Origin of the sequence: Romboutsia sp. Marseille-P6047 (assembly GCF_900604535.1) — a bacterium.
GTDB lineage: Bacteria > Bacillota > Clostridia > Peptostreptococcales > Peptostreptococcaceae > Romboutsia_E.
The window spans coordinates 1-20,296 of sequence record NZ_UWOT01000006.1 but is presented as its reverse complement, the minus strand read 5'-3'; the positions used below and the strand labels follow the sequence as shown (position 1 = coordinate 20,296).

Sequence of the window (20,296 nt, the reverse complement as noted above, 5' to 3'; positions counted from 1 at the left end):
GTGACTGCTTACCTGAAAAATAAGCTATTAGATATGTTAAAAGTATTAATATACCCAAATTAACACTTGTGATTAGTTAATGTATCTTTAACCAAAGGAAAGATAAGAACTAAACCCACAAATCATATTTAATAAAGCATAGGGGAAAAAGAGTAGCCTATAAGTTATTCTTTTGTAAAAAGCATTAGATTTGATAGAAAATTCAATCTAATGCTTTTTATTTTGTTAAAATAAAACTATAATAAATTTATGTAGATTAATATTAATTAGTTAGTTTTTGTAAATACTATAAAAAATATCTATTATATAGATATAATTGGAGGGATTTAAATGGATATAGAAAGAATGACTGTAAGAGTTCAAAAAGCTTTAAATGAAGCTTATAATGAAGCTGTAAAGCATCATAATCAACAAGTAGACTCAATACATTTATTTGCTGCTTTAGTTAATCAAGAGGATGGCCTTATCCCTAATATCTTTGAAAAGATGAATATATCTATTGAGTCTTTAAAACAAACTATCGACTCTGAATTAAATAGGCTTCCTCAAATATACGGAGAGGGTGTAAGTTCACAAGGTGTAACTGCATCTAGAAGAATAAATGAAGTTTTAATAAAAGCTGAAGACATATCTAAAGAATTTAAAGATTCATACATAAGTGTAGAACATGTAATGCTTGCTCTTATAGATATGGAATCTAATTCTAACGTTGGTAAAATATTAAAACAATATAATATAAATAAAAATGACTTTTTAAATGTATTATCTCAAGTTAGAGGTAATCAAAGAGTTGAAACTCAAGATCCAGAAGGTACTTATGAAGCTCTTGCTAGATATGGTACTAATTTAGTTGATTTAGCTAAAAAGCATAAATTAGACCCTGTTATAGGTAGAGATGAAGAAATAAGAAGAGTTATTAGAATACTTTCAAGAAGAACTAAAAATAATCCAGTTTTAATTGGTGAACCAGGAGTAGGGAAAACTGCTATAGTAGAAGGTCTAGCTGAGAGAATAGTAAGAGGAGATGTTCCTGAAGGTCTAAAAGATAAAGTCATTTTTTCTCTAGATATGGGTGCATTAATAGCTGGTGCTAAATATAGAGGCGAATTTGAAGAGAGGCTTAAAGCTGTACTTAAAGAAGTTCAAAGTTCTGAAGGTAAAATAATATTATTTATAGATGAAATTCATACTATCGTTGGCGCTGGAAAAACAGAAGGATCTATGGATGCAGGGAACTTAATAAAACCAATGCTTGCTCGTGGAGAATTAAATTGTATTGGTGCAACTACGTTTGATGAGTATAGACAATATATAGAAAAAGATAAAGCTTTAGAAAGACGTTTCCAACCAGTTATAGCTGATGAACCTACCGTTTCAGATACAATATCTATTCTTAGAGGCTTAAAAGAACGTTTTGAGATACATCATGGTGTCAGAATACATGATAGTGCAATAGTAGCTGCTGCTAAATTATCAGATAGATATATATCAGATAGATTTTTACCAGATAAAGCAATCGATTTAATAGATGAAGCAGGTGCTATGATACGTAGTGAAATAGATTCAGTTCCAACTGATTTAGATATCGTAAGAAGAAAGTTATTTACATTAGAAACTGAAAGAGAAGCTTTATTAAAAGAAAATGATGAAAAAAGTAAAAAGAGATTAGAAAAAACAATTAAAGAAATAGCTGAATTAAAATCTAAAAATGATGAAATGACTGCAAAATACGAAAAAGAAAAAGGTCAAATACTAGAAATAAGAAATTTAAAAACTCAATTAGATGAAGCTAAAGGAAATGTTGAAAAATATGAAAGAGAGTATGACTTTAATAAAGCAGCTGAAGTTAAATATGGAGTAATACCAAAGCTAGAAGAACAAATAAAAGCATGTGAAGAAAATATGCAAAAAAGTTATGAAAATGCTTTATTAAAAGAAGAAGTTACTGAAAATGAAATTTCTGAAATTGTTGCTAAATGGACAGGAATACCAGTTACAAAGCTAATGGAAGGAGAAAGAGAAAAGCTTCTTAAATTAGAAGATGACCTTCATAACAGGGTAATTGGTCAAGATGAAGCAGTAACAGCTGTTGCTAATGCAGTAATTAGAGCAAGAGCTGGTCTTAAAGATGAAAATAAACCAATAGGTTCATTTATATTCTTAGGACCTACAGGTGTTGGAAAAACAGAACTTGCGAAAACTTTAGCTAATAATTTATTTGATAGTGAAGAAAATATTATTAGAATCGATATGTCTGAATACATGGAAAAACATGCAGTATCTAGACTAATAGGACCTCCTCCTGGATATGTAGGATATGAAGAAGGTGGTCAATTAACAGAAGCAGTAAGAAGATCTCCTTATTCAGTAATATTATTTGATGAAATAGAAAAGGCTCATGAAGATGTATTCAATTTGTTTTTACAGATATTAGATGATGGTAGACTTACAGATAATAAAGGTAAAACTGTAGACTTTAAGAATACACTTATAATAATGACATCAAATATAGGAAGTAGCTATTTATTAGAAGCTAAAAATGGTTATATAAACGAAGAAACAAAAGAATTGGTAATGAATGAAATGAAACGTAGATTTAAACCAGAGTTTTTAAACAGAGTAGATGACATAATTATGTTTAAACCTCTTGATAAAAATGAAATCAAGAAAATCATCGATATCTTTATGTCTGACTTAAGAAGAAGATTAAGTGAGAAAAATATATCTGTAGAAGTTACTGATGTTGCTAAAGATATAATGGCTAAAGAAGGTTATGATCCTGTATATGGTGCAAGACCACTTAAAAGATATATAGGAAATACTTTAGAAACTATTATAGCGAGAATGATCATAGCAGGTACAATATATAGTGGTTGTACTATAGTTGTAGATGGAGAAGATGAAAATATAGATATACATGTTAAATAAATAATATATCACTTTAGATAAATAATAAAAATAGCAATATGTTAGTGTACTAAATCTAAACATATTGCTATTTTTTATATGCATTTAATTAAAGTCTTTTAAATCCTTCTCCTATTGTTTCAAATGTATCACTTATTATTATAAAAGCATTTGGGTCTATAGTCTTTACCAACTTTTTCATAGTTACAACTTGTTTTTTTGATACTACAACTAAAAGTACATTTTTATTATTTTTAGTATAGAATCCTTCTCCTTTTAAAATAGTAGCTCCTCTATCAAGTTCTTCCATAATTGAGCTTCCTATTTCTTGATATTTATCAGATATTATAGTGAAAGAACTTGATGTATTTATACCTTCTACTATAATATCACTTACCTTTACAATTATATATAATGCTATAGCAGAATAAAGAGCAATTTCTATATTTCCACTTACTATACCAGAAAGAATTACTATTACTCCATCAGCACATCCCATAAGCATCGATATACTAATAGATGGCATAAATTTATTAGCTAATACCCCAATTAAATCGGTTCCACCTGTACTACCATTTATTCTAAATATTAATCCTAAGGAAATACCCATTATAATTGCACCTGATATAGTTGATAATAAAACATCATTTGTTATATGAATAGATCCTAATCCTTCTGTTAATTTTAATGATAAGGTAAGAAATGTTATACCTAAAGCTGTTTTAAATGAATCTTTTTTACTTAAAATTCTATAAGCAAATAAAAAAAGAGGTATATCTACACTTATATTAATTAGCCAAATAGGTATTCCTGTAAGTGTACTTACTAATATAGATACCCCTGTTAACCCACCTGGCGCTATATCATGAGGATCAAAAAACATATTTATAGATATTGCCATAAGTAAGCAACCTATAATTAATATAAAAACATCACTAATACTTAGTTTTGTATTTTTCATATTGCCCTTCCTCCAGTTATAAAATTTATATTATATATATTTCTATTAAATTAATTTCATACCTTCTTATAACTTATATGTTTAACTTAACCAATAACCTCAGTCATATACTCGAATTCAAAGTTAAAATATCTTTATTAAATAATATATGATATAATAAAAAGTTGGTAAAAGCTAAAAATAAATAAAAGATGATTTAGGAGGGCATTATGGCAAATACATTTTACATAGTAAGACATGGTGAAACTAATTGGAATATACTAGGTAAAACTCAAGGACATGGAAACTCTAATCTAACACAAAAAGGTAAAGAGCAAGCATCAACACTTGCCAAGAGTATGAAAAAATATCCTATTAATTATATATATACTAGTGATTTAGGTAGAGCTATAGAAACTGCAGATATAATTGCAAATGAATTAAATCTAGAAGCTAAGCAAACTTCAAGTTTAAGAGAAATGGGATTTGGTGTATGGGAAGGCTTATTAATAGATGAAATAAAAGAAACTTATGGTGACATGTATAGTATATGGAGAAACTCTCCTCACTTAGTAGATATTCCAGGTGGAGAAACCTTATCTATAATTAGAGATAGAGTTAATGAATTTATAACAGAATTAAATGAAAAGTATGATAATAAGCATATAGTCTTAGTAAGTCATTCAGTAACTGTAAGAGTTATTCTTTTATCTTGTTTAGCTTCAGGACTTGAAAATATATATAGAATAAAACAAGATAATACAGCTTTAAATATTGTTGAATTTAGAAACTATGGTCCTGTTGTTATAAAAATGAATGATACAAGCCATTTTAAGACTAATTACAATACCAATAAATCAGCATTAGAATAAAGGAGAGTACCTATATGGCAAAAGTTATAGTAGTTGGAGGAGGACCATCTGGTATGATGGCAGCTCTAACAGCTTCAAAACAACATGAGGTTACATTAATAGAAAGAAATAGTGAGTTAGGAAAGAAACTTAAGTTAACTGGTGGAGGAAGATGCAATATAACTAATAATAGAGATATTGAAGAATTCTTTGAGAAGGTAGTTAATAATAAAAAATTCTTATATAGTAGTTTTTATACATTTACAAATAGAGATTTATTAAACTATTTTTCTAATAAAAACTTAGAGTACAAAGTTGAAGAACATAACGACCAAAAAGTTTATACTAAAAGTGACAAAGCTGAAGAAGTAATAAATACTTTACAACATGATTTAATAAGTAACAACGTAAATATAATGTATAATACAAAAGTAGTTGATCTTATAGTTGAAGATAGTATTGTAGTAGGAGTTATAACTGAAAATAATAAGCGTATATTTGCAGATAAGGTTATTATCTCTACTGGTGGTAAGAGTTATGAAAGTACTGGTTCTGATGGTTTGATGTATGATATTTTAAAAAGATATAACCATACTGTAACTCAAATTTACCCAGCTTTAATTCCTCTTACTATAGAGGAGCATTGGATAAAAAACTTACAAGGAATATCACTTCAAAAAGTCGAATTATCTTGTAAAAAGAAAAAGATATCTAAAGTAGGAGATATGTTATTTGCACATTTCGGCATTACTGGACCTTGTGTACTTATAATGTCATCATATATTAATAAAATGCTTTCCAATGGAAAGGTAATACTTACAATAGATACTTTACCTAATATGAGTATAGAAGAACTCTCTAGTATTTTAAGAGAAAATCCTAATAAAAATGTAATTAATAATTTAAAAGGAGTTCTTCCTCAAAATTTCTTAAAGGCAATATTTGATGTCCTTAACTTAAGTGATAAAAAAGCTAATGAACTATCTAAAAAAGATGAAAATAGAATTCTAGAGTATTTAAAGAATATGCAGCTTACTTGTAATGGTTCTTTAAGTATAAAAGCTTCTCAAGTAACTAGCGGAGGTATTTCTGTTAAAGAAATAAATTCATCTACTTTAGAATCTAAAATAATCAAAAATTTATATCTTACAGGAGAAGTTATTGATATAGATGCTGAAACAGGTGGGTATAATCTACAAATAGCATTTTCAACAGGTTATCTTGCAGGATTAAGTGTATAGGTGATATATTATGAAAGTTTTAGCAATAAGAGGAGCGACAACGGTTAATTACAATACCAAAGAAGATATTTTAAAAGAAACAACATTGCTTATAAATGATATAATAAAAAGTAATGGTTTACATAGCGATGATATAATAAGTATGTGCTTCACTATGACAAGTGATTTAGATGCAGCATATCCGGCAGTTGCTGTTAGAGAGAATTTAGAATTAATTGATATACCTTTACTAAATTTTGAAGAAAAATATATAGTTGGAAGTTTAAGAAAATGTATAAGAGTATTAATTTATATTAATAGCAAAAAAGAAAAAAAAGATATAAATCATATTTATTTAAATGAAGCTAAAATTTTAAGACCGGATTTAATAAAATAAAATTAGACAAAATAGGAGAAACAAGTATGAATAATTTAGTAATAGCAGTTGATGGACCAGCAGGCGCAGGAAAAAGTACAATAGCGAAGATAATAGCAGAAAAGCTAAATATAAACTATATAGATACAGGAGCTATGTATAGAGCTATAACTTATAAATGTTTAAAAAACAACATAGATATAAATAATGAGGAAGAAGTTATAAAGATAGCTAAGAATACTGACATAGACTTTAGAGACAATAACCTATATCTAGATAAAGAAGTTGTTAAAGAAGAAATAAGAACTATGGAAGTTAGCAATAATGTTTCAAATGTAGCTAAAATAAAAGAAGTTAGATATCTTATGGTAGATGTCCAAAGAGAAATAGGTCAAAGAAACTCTGTTATATTAGATGGAAGAGATATAGGTTCTTATGTATTCCCTAATGCAGACTACAAATTCTTCTTAGTAGCAACACCAGAAGAAAGAGGAATGAGACGTTTCAAAGAACTTACTGAAAAAGGATATGAAACATCTTTAGAAGAAATAATAAAAGATATAATAAAGAGAGATGAAATAGATTCTAATAGAGAATTTGCTCCGTTAGTAAAAGCTGATGATGCTATAGAAATAGATACTACTGGAAAAAGTATAACTGAAGTAGTTGAGTCTGTTTTAGCGAAAGTAAGTCTTTAAATATAAGGGGAGATAGAATGAATTTTTATAAATTTACAATTAAATCATTTAAATTATTTTCTAAAACATTTTTTAAATATAGAGTCATAGGGGCTGAAAATATTCCTAATGAAGGTAACTTAGTAGTTGCAGCTAATCATAAGTCTAACCTGGACTCAATATTTATTGCAGCTGCAATTGAAAATAGAGAAGTAGCTGCAGTTGCAAAAAAGGAATTATTTAAAATAAAACCATTATCTTATATTTTAGATAAATTAAATGTTATACCTATAAATAGAGAAAACCCTGATATATCTACTATAAAAAATATTTTAAAAGCTATAAAAAATGGGTATGTATTAGGTATATTCCCTGAAGGAACAAGAATTAAAGAACCAGGATTTGGAGAAGCTAAAGCTGGTTTATCTATGTTTGCAATAAAAGGAAAAGCTGTAGTGGTTCCTATATCTATAATATCCAATTATAAACTATTTAATAGGGTTACTATATATATAGATAAACCTATATCATTTGAAGAATATTATAGAGAAAAACTTACTACTAAAGATTATGAGAGATTATCTCAAAATATATTAGAAGTAATAAAGGAAAACTACTATATAAATTCAAAATAGGAGATAACATATGAAAGTTAAAATATCTAAAAATGCTGGCTTTTGCTTCGGTGTAAAAAGAGCTATGAATATGGCTTGGAACGAATTAGAACAAAGAGACAGTGGAGTATATGCCTTAGGTCCACTTATTCATAATAAGCAAGCTGTATCAAAGTATGAAGAAAAAGGCCTTAAGACAGTTGATAATCTAAATGAAATACCATCTAATGAAAGTGTAATAATAAGATCTCATGGTGTTGGAGAAAGTGTATATACAAAGTCTGAAAGTAAAGAAATTACTATTATAGATACAACTTGTCCTTTTGTAAAAAAGATTCATAATCTAGCTAAAGACTATAGTGATAAAGGTTACAAGATAATAGTGATCGGAGATAAAAACCATCCTGAGGTAATAGGTATAAATGGATGGTGCAAAGAAGATGCTATTATAATAAAAACTTTAAATGAAATCGATGATATAGACTTTGATTTAAATAAAAAATACTGTGTTGTATCTCAAACGACAATAAATCCTGAATTATATAATTCTATAGTAGATAAACTTTCAAAAATATTAGATGATGTTATATATAAAAATACAATATGCTCAGCTACAAAAGAAAGACAACAATCAGCTAGAGAATTATCCAATGAAGTAGATTGTATGATCGTTATAGGTGGTAAACATAGTTCAAATACTCAAAAACTTGTAGATATATGTAAGGATATAGTTCCTACATTTGCAATAGAAACGAAAGATGAACTAAATAAAGAAGATTTAGGTAAATACAATGTAATTGGTGTTACAGCTGGTGCATCAACTCCAGATTGGATAATATCGCAAGTTATAGATTTTATCCAATCTATATAAAAAAGAGAAGCTTAAGCTTCTCTTTTTTCTTTTGTAGTATAAAATATTCTAAAACTCACATATTAAAGTAAGACGTAAAAATCTTAAAAGGTGATTATATGCATATACTAGATTTAACATCTAATGAAATGTTAGATAATATTGATGATACATCTTATAAAAAAAGTAACTATAATCTAATATTATGTACTCCAGATGAGTTAAAGTCATTAAAAGATACATTAGAAATAGATGAAGTTACATTTGATGAGTGTTTAGAATTTGATGATAGTATGAAGTTAGACATATTTGAAAAATACGATTTTATAAGTCTAAATACATACCAATTAGATAAAAGAACACTTCTTCTTGAAGAGATAAATATGTATTTGTCAGATAAGTTTATATTAATAGTTGTGAAAGAAGATCATTTTTTATACGATTATATAAAAGATTTGATGAGTAATAAAAGGTTTATAAATTCAAATCCTACAGTTGTACTTTATAGAGTGAACTATTTAATATTTAAAAAGATAATGCTAAATGGATTTGAAAATTTAGAATTAATAGAAGATATGATATTAGAAATGGAAGACAATATAATGAATGGAACATCAGATAAAAATATATCTGATATAAATGAAATAAGAAATTTAACTAGAATTATAGTAAAAAACACAAGACCATTACTATACATTGGTGACAGGATATTAAAAGAGGATATAAGATATATGAAGAGTTCTAAAATGAAAAAGCATGGTATATCATTAGAAAATTTACAAAATATTGATTTTGGGATAGATAAGCTATATAGTTTTGCTATATCTACAAGAGAACTTGCTGATAGGTTATTAGACATATACTCTTCACAAGTAGCAGAGAAGACTAATTCATTAATAACAAAACTTACTATATTGACAGGTATAGCTTCTCCCCTTACAATTATTACCGGTATATATGGTATGAACTTCAAATATATGCCAGAACTAAATAATCATTATTCTTATTTTATAACTTTATTAATTATGTTGGCAATTGTCATTGTAAGTTTAATCACACTAAAAATCAAAAAAATACTCTAAGTTTACATAATAAAGTTATTTTAAACATAGAGTATTTTTTTATATAAAAAAAGTTGGTAATTTATTAAACTTAGTTTTGATAAGCGAATTTTTATAAATTTTATGAAAATTATCTAAAAAACTTCTATTTTTTTGTTTATTTTTAGCAATTTCTATTATTAGCCTCTAAAATCGATTTTAAGGACATTTGTATTTTTTACGATTAAATACATTATGTATTTTCTGTAATGTATTTAAAATCGAATATAGAAGGTGGATTTTTTTACGATTCCCTATTATGTTTACCATATTAATATTATGTTAACTAAGTTTAAATAGACTTTCTGAAATTTTATCTGAAGCTTCTTTATCCATTTCTTTAAGTACATGAGAATATATATTAAGTGTAGTATTGATATTAGAATGACCAACTCTTTCTGATATCACTTTTATGGGAACTTTAGAGTTTATAAGTAAAGTTACATGAGAATGCCTTAAGTCATGAAATCTTATATGATCTAAATTATTTTTTTCTAAAAATCTAGAAAACTTCCTGCTGAGTACATCTTGAGCTATAGGCATACCATTATTATCAAAAAATATAAAATTATTATCTTTTTTGATAATACCTCTCAATTTAAGCTCTATGCATTTACGTTTGTGTTCTCTTAGTAAGTTTATGATTTCTAATGGAGCAGATATAGTCCTTATAGATGCATCTGTTTTAGGGCTTTTTAAAATAACCTTTCCATTAGAGCGTACAGTTATCTTATTTATTGTTATATGCTTTTCTTCAAAATCTATATTGTCCCAAGTTAAACCTAATATTTCTGATATTCTCAAACCCAATCCAACAGCTAGCACTATAGGTAGCTCTAACTCTGTATTCTTAGATATGTTCAATAATTTCAACATATTTTCTTGATTGTATATCTTATTTTTGAATTTTTTAGACTTTGGAATTTCTATATATTCCACTACATTATCTCTAATTAACTTAAGCCTATAAGCTCTTCTTAAAGCTAAATTTAAGATATTTATATGTATTTTTATAGTTTGAGGACTTAATATTCCTACTAAATCATCTACATAGTTTTGTATGTGAATAGGTTTTAAGTCTTCTAATTTTATGCTTCCTATTATGGGGATTATATATTTATTACAAATTCTAAGGTAATTATTATATGTAGTTATAGATAGATTTTCTTTATATTTTTCTAAAAACTCTAATATGTGATTTTTTAATGTTACCTTATTAGGAGTTAAAAAGTCATCATTATAAATTTCATCTTTTAACTCAACTAATCTTTTATTTGCATCTCTTTTCTTTTCGAATGATCCCATATTTTTCTGCTTTTTCTTTCCGCTCTCTGGATCTTTATATTCTAAATAAACTATATAGTTTTTACTTCTTTTTCTTATAAAAACAAAACTCATGTTATTCCTCCAAATTGTTTTATATAAATGATTTTATCATAAAACTTCTACAAAAAACAGTTTAAAATTCTGACATATAACTGACATAAAAGAAACTTCGTAGTATAAACTCGTTGAAAATACGCATTTATTAAAAAATGGCATAAAAGTATATATTTTATGTTTCTATGAACGAATATATTCTCTAAATCATAAAGTATATAGAAAGTTATATAAACTCAAAGGGGGTTGAGTATGAAAAACAATACTTATCCTCAAATGAAAATTATAAAAACTAATCGATGTATATTAAGACCTGCAACATTAGAAGATGCAAATGATATGTTTGAATACTACAGTCAAAGCAAAGTTGTTAAATATCTCCCAATGCAAAAGCACAATACCATAGCAGATACAAAAAGATTCATCAAAACATTCTTTTTAAGCAACTATAAAAAAGGAAATATCGGTCACTTCGCTGTTGTATTCAAAGAGAATAGTAAAACTATAGGTAATGTAGGATTCAATAACATAACCAGCACTTCTAAAGAAGGAGAAATAGGAATATGCATCAATCCTAAATATTGGGGCCTTGATTTATCATCAGAGTTAGCTTTAGCTATGTTAAGATATGGATTTGAGGATCTTAATTTACAAAAAATAATAGCGATTACATTTGAAGACAATAATTATTCACGAAAATCTCTTGAGAAGCTTGGTTTTAACTACTTAGGAGTATTTAAGAAGAACCTTCATTCTTCTATATCTAGTCTAGTAACTTGTCATAAGTACGAAATGTCACAAGAGTATTATTTTAAAAGATTAAACAAAAAATATAAAAGGAATGATTAATTTGGCGAATGTTAATGACGATAATTGGATAAATAAACATTTAAAATTTTCTATAGCCCGAGCGTGTAACAAAAAAGAAAAAGATATAACAAAAGAATTTCTAAGTAAGTTGACAGAGCTTAACTTATCAGAGCAAAGCATAAAGAGTTTACATGGGTTACAATATGCGAGAAGCTTAAATAATCTTATCCTTAATAAAAACTACATTAAAACAGCAGACGAAATAAGTAATTTATCAAATTTAGAAAATCTAGAATTAAGCGAAAATAGAATAGAAAATATCTCTTTTTTACCTAAACTAAAAAAACTTAAAAGTGTCAGTTTGGATTATAACAATATACGCAACATCCCCAATTTATCAGAATTAAAGCACCTAGATTTAATAAATATCTCCAATAACCGTATAGATGATTTTTCTTTTATGAATTCCCTAGTAAATAAAGAAATAAAAATAATAGCCAGCGAACAATTAGTATGCTTAAATCCTATATTTGTAAATCAAGGAGACAATTACATTTTTAAACCCACTATAATATGGGAGGATAATAACATTATTTCTTGCAACAACGTACAAGTTACCGGTAAGTACAGTGATTTATATACAGATGAAAGACCTTCACTTTTATATTCTATTTCAAAAATAATAATAAAAAATATTTGTTCAGACTGCCTTGTTAAAGCGGATTTTTATCACGAGGTTCCTTTTTTTAAGTCAGGTTTATTAAGCGGAGTTCTTATACAACCATTACTTTTAAATGTAAGTAATGCTTCTTTTAGCTTAGAGAGTACAAATCCTAATATATATTCTATATCAGGAAAACTAGTTCTTAACGATTCTGATACATTAAATAACAAAGTAATTACAATAATAGATTCTAACGGTAATAAATATTATAGCACTACAAATAGTAACGGAATGTATACTTTTAATAACTTAAAAGAAGATAGATACACATTATTATTTCCATTTCTTAATGATTATAACTATGTAACTCCAAGCTTATATGTAATAAATTTAAAAGATAAAAAATCTATCAATATCGATGCCTTTGTATCTTCTGTTTAGATAAAATAAAATGTTTGATTCTTTTTTATAATGGTATATAATATATATATCTAAGAAATAGAGAGGAATTGATTAAATGAAAGTTACTTTACCACAAACAGCAATCGATACATTAAACAAAATAATAGGAGAAAATGCAGATAAACCATCAAGCATAAGAATATACTTTGCAGGTTTTGGATGCAGTGGTCCATCATTTGGTCTTGCTTTAGATGAGCAAAATAGTTCAGATGTAACATTTGACCATGAAGGATTACATTTCGTAATGGATCAAGCAGAATACGCTCAATACGGAGACGTGACTATAGAAGATACTGGATATGGATTCAGAATAGTAGTAGAAAACATGCCTGAAGGTGGCGGCGGTTGCAGTGGAGGATGCTCTGGTTGCGATTGTTAATTAGATTATATTAATAGAGTATTGGCTTAAAGCTAATACTCTATAATTTTTTACAAATTTATTACAACTTAAGGAGAGGCCAATGAGAAGAAGAAAGAAAAAAGGATCCGATGAGAAATTAATCAGTTATACAAATTATGTAATAAAAGAAAATATAGAAGATTTAAAAGGTAATTGGAGTCTAAAATTTAAAAATGAAAATCCTATATATGTAGAATTTGGTACAGGAAGAGGAAAGTTTATAACAACTTTAGCAAAGCAAAATCCAAATATAAACTATATAGCTATGGAAATTAAAGAAGAAGTACTATTAAAAGCTGTAGAAAAAGCAGATGAGGCCAAGTTAGATAATATCCTATTTGTATGGGGGAATGTAAACAATATTCTAGACTCCTTTGATAAAGGAGAGATAAGCCGAGTATATGTTAATTTTTGTGATCCATGGCCAAAGAAAAGGTGGTCAAAAAGAAGGTTAACACACTCTAACTTCCTTGATAAATATAAAGAAATACTATCAGACGAAGGAGAATTACACTTCAAAACTGACAACCAAGACTTATTTGAATTTAGTTTAAATGAAATAGCTTCTAACAATTGGTTATTAAAAAATATATCACTAGATTTAGCTAAGAATACAGAGATAAACAATGTAACTACAGAATATGAAGATAAATTTATGTCACAAGGTATGAAAATATTTAGATGTGAAGCTTCTAAGCGACTTACATTATAATTAAACTACAAAGCACCTAAATAGGATAATCGAAGTTCAATTATCCCATTTGGGTGCTTTTTAAAATAAATTTCGATCTCTAGTAGTAGAATAAACTCCTAATAATACAACAGCACAATATATAGCATATAATGCAACCTTTACTTCTTGTATTGTTACTGTAGTAGATATTTCATTACCTTCTGGTAAAACTACTAATATAGCCGATATACCTATAAGTAATGGATTTATAACAATTTGTTTATCAGTTCTTAATATCATTATTTTACCTATCCAAATAATAGTTAATACTATAAATGCTATTTTAAGTACAAATTCTGCAGTATCCAACATAATAAAACGCCTCTCATTCGGTGGATTAACACCATCGTAAATTAATTTAGTTTTCAGTATATAAATTATAATACTTTTCATAAAAAATATAAATAGAAAATTAACAATAAATAGAATATGATATATTTATAAGTTTTAAATCATACTTATTATTATACATATTATTAGGGGGGATAACATGAATTCGCATTTCTCAAACTATTACACAGAAGCTCTCGGTGCAATAATTGGAGTTTTTACAAGTTTATACGCCTATTTGAATGGTTGGATGTATGTATACGGAAATATAAATAGAAATTTCGATTCATTAAGCTTTGGAGGAGTAATTGCCAGTTACTTTTTATTGCCGCTTTGTGTAATTATGTTGATTCTATCAGCAATAAACACATATACAAACGAAAAATATATTTTCAATATACCAATAAGTACTATAAATAAAGCTATATGCATTATAACTGTTATAATTGGATTATTAGGAGCTAAAGCTTACTTTTTAATACCTTCAATTTTTATTTTATTCAACATATATAAGGAATGGTTTAAAGTAAAAATTAAGAGGATAAATGAAGAAAGTGTCAATAATGATGAAGGAGAACAAATGTTCTTAACAAAATCATTCTCCAATAAAATATTAGAAAATGATCTTGAAAATGTATTTTTTACAGAACAAGAAAAGGAATTAGCTCTAGAAAAAGAAATAAAAACACTAGCAACAAAAAAAGTCATGGCATTAGAGCTTTTAGAAAAAAAATCTGATCCTCAATTTATAATGGAAATTACAGGTTTAACATTAAAAGAAATCCAAGAATTAAAAAAGCAAGAAGCTAAAAGCTAAATTCACTTATATTTAATAATATATGTATAAAAATTAAAGGTATTTTTTAGTTTAATATCGAAGTATAATTTAAACAAAGTTAATTTAGTACTGTAGATATTTTAAATAATACAAAAGGAGGATATTGAAATGGAAGTATTAAAAGTTTCATCAAAATCTAATCCTAATTCTGTGGCAGGAGCTCTAGCAGGAGTACTAAGAGAAAAAGGAAACGCAGAAATCCAAGCTATCGGTGCTGGCGCATTAAATCAAGCTATAAAGTCAGTAGCAATTGCAAGAGGATTTGTAGCTCCAAGTGGTATGGATTTAGTTTGTGTTCCAGCTTTTACAGACATTGAAATTGACGGAGAGCAAAAAACAGCTATAAAATTAATAATAGAACCTAGATAATAATTAGGATAATAAATAAAAAAGCAACAAGCTATTTTTAAGCTGTTGCTTTTTTATTTACTTATAAACTTGATCAAATGCATAAAATAATCTTTAATGGTAAGTATAAATAAAGTAATAAAATAGTATATTATCATTTAGGAGGATTTTATGCAATTAAGAAGAGCTATGGAGATAGTAAATTCAAAAGATTCAAATACAAATGTCAATTCAAAGATTTTCTATAAAGAGAATCAGGTTAATATCATAAGTGTAGATAACAATATTGGTACTGCATATGTTGAATCTATGGATGGAAACTATAAATATGAAGTAAGCCTAGAACAATTAAATGAAGTTTTATATTAAATTACATACAAATAATTAATTAATGAGAATTTACTTAGTTTATTTAAATTTTATGAAGCTAAACTAAATAAATTCTCCTAAGCCTAAAATAGTTTAATCTTAAAGCTATAGCTAGTAATCATAAATATTATTATTTTTAAGTAGTAATTTCTAAATCGTTTGTTTAATTCCATTCTAAAAAATAGGTTAGTCTAGTAGGGTAATTTGATAGAGAAGGGTTTTATTAAAATCGTCAAATAGGATTAACTTAATATGAAGCTATATATAATGAAAAGAAAGTAAATGTGTTAAAGGTTAAAGTTTATAAAATAGAATAAATAAATGATCATATCTTATTAAAACAACTCATGAATCCGATAAATTAAAGTAAATAACAATATTAACCATATTTAATTAAGTAAAATGAAATTTCTACGACGGAGCGAATTAATTTTATTAAGTTTAAATTAAAATCAAGCAATCTTAATAAAAATACAATTTTTCACACATATATATACATACGTAATGATATTTTGAATAAATTTGTAGATATATGTATATAAATATCTATACATATATAATGCGTAAGAATATACATTTTATAACATAGTTGCTGTAAATTAAATTTATATATGTATATAAAAACTAAATATATATAATATCTGCGTATATGTATGTACAAAGGAGTAGTTATAATAATCAACATATAACTAGTTTCTAAATGTATATTTAGGGAATAGTTATATAAATAAACATTATATACAGTACTCTTAATATAATTTTTTAGTATTTTTTAAATTTATAAATGTATACTATTTTTTCTCTTCACTCTTATTTTATTCATATTCATATTCAAAATCTGTATATAAATGTAAATATAAATTAATAATTAATAAACTTCATATAATTTTATTTATATATAATACTTAGTTATTTTAGTTATTTTAAATTTTTTTGATCCTTACAATATATTTATATAGATATATTATTTATTTTGTATACATACATATTTAATTTTAATATCTATCTAATCTCTTCTTATCTTTTATCCATTGAAAGAAAAAAACTAATATGATATTTTATATTATTATACACATAATAATTAATTTGAAATTTAGGATTATTTTGAACAAGGATAAAATCTTAAAAATTAACAATAAATCAGACAAACCAGATAATATAGTTATTAGAGATAACAACATTGTGGAAAAATGTATTAAAATAGAAAATCAACTACCTAAGTTTATGAAAGATTATTTCATATATCTAAAAGGCTCTGTAGCCGTTTCTACGCGTTATGCTTACCTTGAAGATATAAACTTCTTTTGCACTTATTTAGTCGAGTCTCAGGAGCTTACGAGAGCTGAAAGTACAAAAGATATAACTCTTGAGGAATTTAATTCTATAAAAGCAAGAGATGTTAATCTATTTCTTGGAGATTATTGTAGTAGATACTATAAGCATACAGAAAAAAATACATTAATATTTGAAAATAACAATAGAGCTTTAGCTAGAAAAAAATCATCTCTGTCTACCCTATTTAAATTTCTTTATAGGAATGAACAATTAGAAAATAACATTACAGATGGATTTAACCCAATTAAGCTTCCTAAGCCTCAACCGGATGCAATAAAAAGGCTTGATATTGATGAAGTTACTAAAATGCTAGATGCAGTAGAAAGCGGCGAAGGTCTTACTGAAAAAGAAAAAGTATATTGGAAAAAGACTAAGCTTCGTGACAAGGCTATCTTAGCATTATTCGTAACCTATGGACTAAGACTTAATGAGCTTAGAGAACTTAATATTTCTTCTTTTAACTTCTCTAGAGGTGAATTTAAGATTTATAGAAAAAGAGGTAAAGAGGTTCTTATGCCTATAAACCATACATGCGAAACTGTTGTAAAAGATTATATTTTTAATGAAAGGCCTAAAAGCGAGTCGTTAAGTGATGATGTTAAGGATGCTTTATTCTTATCTCTTCAGAAAAAAAGGATTACACCTAAGTCTATTAGAGATCTTGTGAAAAAGTATACGTCTATTTCTATGGATACATCTAGAAATAAAGGATATAGTCCACATAAATTAAGAGCCACTGCTGCTACTTCTTTAATACAAACAGGTTTTTCTATTTATGATGTTCAAAATCTACTAGATCATGATAATGTTACAACTACCCAACTTTACGCTGCTCATAAAAAGAATGTTAAGCGTGATATTGTTAATAACTTCGAATGGGTTGATGACAATGATAAACTTGAATCTATAAAAGAAATTGAAAATGACATAGAAACCAATGAATCTTTATAAATTTTGCTTACTAATATGTATTTAACTTATTTAGAACAAACGTTTGTGAAATCAAGCTTCTTGTGTTAAAATATAATTATAAAAGCTTAATTAGATTATATTACGTTGGAAATTTTAAACGTTATTTAATACATCATTTATAAATAGAAGGGAGTTGATTTTATGTATTTAGACTTAAGTGAAAAACAACTAGGTGTACTAGAATTTATTAAAGAACAACTTATTGCAAAGGGATATCCACCTTCTGTAAGAGAAATATGCGCTGCTACTGGTGTAAAATCTACATCAACAGTTCATGGATATTTAAACAAATTAGAAGAATTGGGATATATCAGAAGGGACCCTACTAAACCTAGGGCAATTGAGATATTAGATGATACTGTAGGATATAACGTATCAGGATTTAATCAAGAGGTTTTAAACTTACCTCTAGTTGGTCAAATAACTGCTGGTGAACCAATATTAGCCCAAGAAAACATAGAGGAATATATTCCGCTACCTGCAAACCTTATACATGGTCATGAAAACTTTTTATTAAAAGTTAAAGGGGAAAGCATGATTAACGCAGGTATATTAGATGATGACTATTTAATTGTTGAAAAGAAAAACATTGCATTCAATTCACAAATAGTTATTGCTCTTATAAATGGAGAGGTTTCTACTGTTAAAAGATTCTTTAAAGAAGGGAATTATGTAAGATTACAACCTGAAAATGATTTTATGGATCCAATACGTGTTGAAGCTAAAAATGTAGAGATTTTAGGTGTAGTTACAGGGGTATTTAGATCTATGGTCTAAAATATAAACTAGTTAAAAAATAAAAAAGATATGATTTATTTTTAAATCATATCTTTTTTATTTTATGTAATATTTATTAAGCTAATTCTAAAGCTATTTCCATCATTTTAGTGAATGCTACTTGTCTTTCATGTGCAGTAGTTTCTTCTCCAGTAAATGGACAATCAGATATTGTAAGTATTGTTAAAGCATTCACTCCTGCTCTAGCCGCATTCATATATAAAGCTGCAGCTTCCATTTCTACACAAAGTACACCCATTTTTTGCCACTTAAGTAATGCATTTGAACCGGGCTCTCCATAGAATACATCTGAAGATAAAATATTACCTACTGTTACATCTGTACCTTGTTCCTTAGCAACATTTACAGCTTTTTGTAATAATTCAAAGCTTGCTATTGGAGCAAACGTACCTGGTAATTCATATGAAGATGCATAATTTGAATTTGTACAAGCACCCATACCGATTACGACATCATGTAACTTTAAGTTTTCATTTATTGCTCCTGCTGAACCAACTCTTATTAAGTTTTTTACACCATAGAAATGTATTAATTCGTATGAGTATATTCCTATTGATGGCATACCCATTCCACTACCTTGAACCGATACTCTTTTACCCTTATAGTATCCAGTGTAACCATACATACCTCTAACTGTATTATATTGCACAACATCTTCTAAGAATGTTTCTGCTATGAATTTCGCTCTAAGAGGATCTCCTGGTAATAAAACTGTTTCTGCTATGTCTCCAACTAATGCATTGTTATGCGGAGTTGGTACTGGTGATTTACTCATTGTTTGTGCCTCCTGAATATTTATAAATTATATTTTTTAATAGCAATATTATAACTTCTTTAATCATTGCATGCTTTAGTATACTATAATTGTTTAAATAAGTATATATATAAAGTATAAGTATAACATTGTTTCTTGTATATCTATGTGGAGGTGTGAATTTGTTTAAGAAAAAACAACGTATTGCAATTATAGTACTTATTCCTATGCTACTTTTCACTTTTATAGTCACCGTAAAAACAAAATCTTATTCTTCAAATCCAGCAAATATTATTCATGAATATTATGAATATAAAAATCAAAAGAAAATAAATGAAATTTCCAAATTACTATATAATAAAAATGAATTGGATAGTATTAAGCTTCAACTCTCCTATCTTTCAGAAGTAAGTATCGTAAGCATAAGAGAATATAATAATCCAAGTCTACTTAATCTATATTTAAAATCAAATGATAGTTTAAAGAATGATGATATAAAAATTTATAAGGTTATTTATACGGCATCTTACTCATCTCAAGAATTATATAAAAATGGAGAATATGAATC

At 26.7% G+C, this 20,296-nt stretch carries 22 protein-coding genes; 18 read left to right on the top strand and 4 right to left on the bottom strand.

Going from position 1 to position 20,296, the window contains the following annotated elements:
- Nucleotides 1-330 precede the first annotated feature (330 nt).
- A complete protein-coding gene (gene clpB, locus EIH23_RS07660; protein ID WP_122639639.1) occupies nucleotides 331-2,928 on the top strand; it encodes an ATP-dependent chaperone ClpB in 2,598 nt (865 codons plus the stop codon).
- Nucleotides 2,929-3,016: 88 nt separating this feature from the next.
- Here clpB and EIH23_RS07655 read toward each other — a convergent pair whose 3' ends face one another.
- Complete coding sequence (locus EIH23_RS07655) at nucleotides 3,017-3,868, bottom strand: YitT family protein (protein WP_122639638.1); 852 nt, start codon at nucleotides 3,866-3,868, stop codon at nucleotides 3,017-3,019.
- Between the two features lie 209 nt (nucleotides 3,869-4,077).
- Here EIH23_RS07655 and EIH23_RS07650 point away from each other — a divergent pair, with 209 nt between their 5' ends.
- The 7 genes from EIH23_RS07650 to EIH23_RS07620 all read left to right on the top strand — a co-directional run bounded on the left by EIH23_RS07650 (nucleotide 4,078) and on the right by EIH23_RS07620 (nucleotide 9,517).
- Nucleotides 4,078-4,719: a histidine phosphatase family protein gene (locus EIH23_RS07650; RefSeq protein ID WP_122639637.1), complete on the top strand. Its 642-nt coding sequence runs from the start codon at nucleotides 4,078-4,080 to the stop codon at nucleotides 4,717-4,719.
- Nucleotides 4,720-4,733: 14 nt separating this feature from the next.
- Entirely contained in the window at nucleotides 4,734-5,939 is a 1,206-nt protein-coding gene (locus tag EIH23_RS07645; RefSeq protein ID WP_122639636.1) for an NAD(P)/FAD-dependent oxidoreductase, read from the top strand.
- A gap of 10 nt (nucleotides 5,940-5,949) precedes the next feature.
- Nucleotides 5,950-6,315, top strand: a complete 366-nt coding sequence (aroH, locus tag EIH23_RS07640; RefSeq protein WP_122639635.1) for a chorismate mutase — start codon at nucleotides 5,950-5,952, stop codon at nucleotides 6,313-6,315.
- Nucleotides 6,316-6,341: 26 nt separating this feature from the next.
- Nucleotides 6,342-6,992, top strand: a complete 651-nt coding sequence (cmk, locus tag EIH23_RS07635; RefSeq protein ID WP_122639634.1) for a (d)CMP kinase — start codon at nucleotides 6,342-6,344, stop codon at nucleotides 6,990-6,992.
- Between the two features lie 17 nt (nucleotides 6,993-7,009).
- Complete coding sequence (locus EIH23_RS07630) at nucleotides 7,010-7,606, top strand: lysophospholipid acyltransferase family protein (protein ID WP_122639633.1); 597 nt, start codon at nucleotides 7,010-7,012, stop codon at nucleotides 7,604-7,606.
- Between the two features lie 10 nt (nucleotides 7,607-7,616).
- Complete coding sequence (locus EIH23_RS07625; RefSeq protein ID WP_122639632.1) at nucleotides 7,617-8,456, top strand: 4-hydroxy-3-methylbut-2-enyl diphosphate reductase; 840 nt, start codon at nucleotides 7,617-7,619, stop codon at nucleotides 8,454-8,456.
- 98 nt (nucleotides 8,457-8,554) lie between these two features.
- Nucleotides 8,555-9,517 carry a magnesium transporter CorA family protein gene (locus EIH23_RS07620; protein WP_122639631.1) on the top strand — a complete coding sequence of 321 codons (963 nt, stop codon included), beginning with the start codon at nucleotides 8,555-8,557 and terminating at the stop codon, nucleotides 9,515-9,517.
- Nucleotides 9,518-9,817: 300 nt separating this feature from the next.
- Here the strand turns inward: EIH23_RS07620 and EIH23_RS07615 are convergent, their stop codons facing one another.
- Nucleotides 9,818-10,933: a tyrosine-type recombinase/integrase gene (locus tag EIH23_RS07615; protein WP_122639630.1), complete on the bottom strand. Its 1,116-nt coding sequence runs from the start codon at nucleotides 10,931-10,933 to the stop codon at nucleotides 9,818-9,820.
- Between the two features lie 234 nt (nucleotides 10,934-11,167).
- Between EIH23_RS07615 and EIH23_RS07610 the strand changes: the two genes are divergently transcribed.
- The 4 genes from EIH23_RS07610 (at nucleotide 11,168) to trmB (ending at nucleotide 13,963) form a co-directional block, all read left to right on the top strand.
- Nucleotides 11,168-11,764, top strand: a complete 597-nt coding sequence (locus tag EIH23_RS07610) for a GNAT family N-acetyltransferase (RefSeq protein WP_122639629.1) — start codon at nucleotides 11,168-11,170, stop codon at nucleotides 11,762-11,764.
- A 1-nt stretch (nucleotide 11,765) separates the two neighbouring features.
- The gene (locus EIH23_RS07605) at nucleotides 11,766-12,830 is read left to right on the top strand and encodes a leucine-rich repeat domain-containing protein (RefSeq protein ID WP_122639628.1); all 1,065 of its coding nucleotides are present in this window, start codon (nucleotides 11,766-11,768) and stop codon (nucleotides 12,828-12,830) included.
- Nucleotides 12,831-12,906: 76 nt separating this feature from the next.
- Nucleotides 12,907-13,230 carry a Fe-S cluster assembly protein HesB gene (locus tag EIH23_RS07600; protein WP_122639627.1) on the top strand — a complete coding sequence of 108 codons (324 nt, stop codon included), beginning with the start codon at nucleotides 12,907-12,909 and terminating at the stop codon, nucleotides 13,228-13,230.
- Between the two features lie 82 nt (nucleotides 13,231-13,312).
- Nucleotides 13,313-13,963, top strand: a complete 651-nt coding sequence (gene trmB / locus EIH23_RS07595) for a tRNA (guanosine(46)-N7)-methyltransferase TrmB (protein WP_122639626.1) — start codon at nucleotides 13,313-13,315, stop codon at nucleotides 13,961-13,963.
- Nucleotides 13,964-14,023: 60 nt separating this feature from the next.
- Here the strand turns inward: trmB and EIH23_RS07590 are convergent, their stop codons facing one another.
- Nucleotides 14,024-14,296, bottom strand: coding sequence for a hypothetical protein (locus tag EIH23_RS07590; protein ID WP_122639625.1), 273 nt, complete (start codon nucleotides 14,294-14,296; stop codon nucleotides 14,024-14,026).
- Between the two features lie 178 nt (nucleotides 14,297-14,474).
- On the opposite strand from EIH23_RS07590, the gene EIH23_RS07585 reads away from it, so the two are divergent.
- The 5 genes from EIH23_RS07585 to lexA all read left to right on the top strand — a co-directional run bounded on the left by EIH23_RS07585 (nucleotide 14,475) and on the right by lexA (nucleotide 18,953).
- The gene (locus EIH23_RS07585; protein WP_122639624.1) at nucleotides 14,475-15,131 is read left to right on the top strand and encodes a hypothetical protein; all 657 of its coding nucleotides are present in this window, start codon (nucleotides 14,475-14,477) and stop codon (nucleotides 15,129-15,131) included.
- A gap of 129 nt (nucleotides 15,132-15,260) precedes the next feature.
- Nucleotides 15,261-15,521, top strand: a complete 261-nt coding sequence (locus tag EIH23_RS07580) for a stage V sporulation protein S (RefSeq protein WP_122639623.1) — start codon at nucleotides 15,261-15,263, stop codon at nucleotides 15,519-15,521.
- A 150-nt stretch (nucleotides 15,522-15,671) separates the two neighbouring features.
- On the top strand, nucleotides 15,672-15,869 hold the full coding sequence (locus EIH23_RS07575; RefSeq protein WP_122639622.1) for a small, acid-soluble spore protein, H family: 198 nt from the start codon (nucleotides 15,672-15,674) through the stop codon (nucleotides 15,867-15,869).
- Nucleotides 15,870-16,973: 1,104 nt separating this feature from the next.
- Nucleotides 16,974-18,155, top strand: coding sequence for a tyrosine-type recombinase/integrase (locus EIH23_RS07570; protein WP_122639878.1), 1,182 nt, complete (start codon nucleotides 16,974-16,976; stop codon nucleotides 18,153-18,155).
- Between the two features lie 162 nt (nucleotides 18,156-18,317).
- Nucleotides 18,318-18,953: a transcriptional repressor LexA gene (gene lexA / locus EIH23_RS07565; RefSeq protein WP_122639621.1), complete on the top strand. Its 636-nt coding sequence runs from the start codon at nucleotides 18,318-18,320 to the stop codon at nucleotides 18,951-18,953.
- Nucleotides 18,954-19,029: 76 nt separating this feature from the next.
- On the opposite strand, the gene deoD is transcribed toward lexA, so the two are convergent.
- Nucleotides 19,030-19,749, bottom strand: coding sequence for a purine-nucleoside phosphorylase (gene deoD, locus EIH23_RS07560; protein WP_122639620.1), 720 nt, complete (start codon nucleotides 19,747-19,749; stop codon nucleotides 19,030-19,032).
- Between the two features lie 161 nt (nucleotides 19,750-19,910).
- Between deoD and EIH23_RS07555 the strand changes: the two genes are divergently transcribed.
- On the top strand, nucleotides 19,911-20,296 hold a 386-nt coding region (locus EIH23_RS07555; protein ID WP_122639619.1), incomplete at its 3' end, for a DUF4829 domain-containing protein.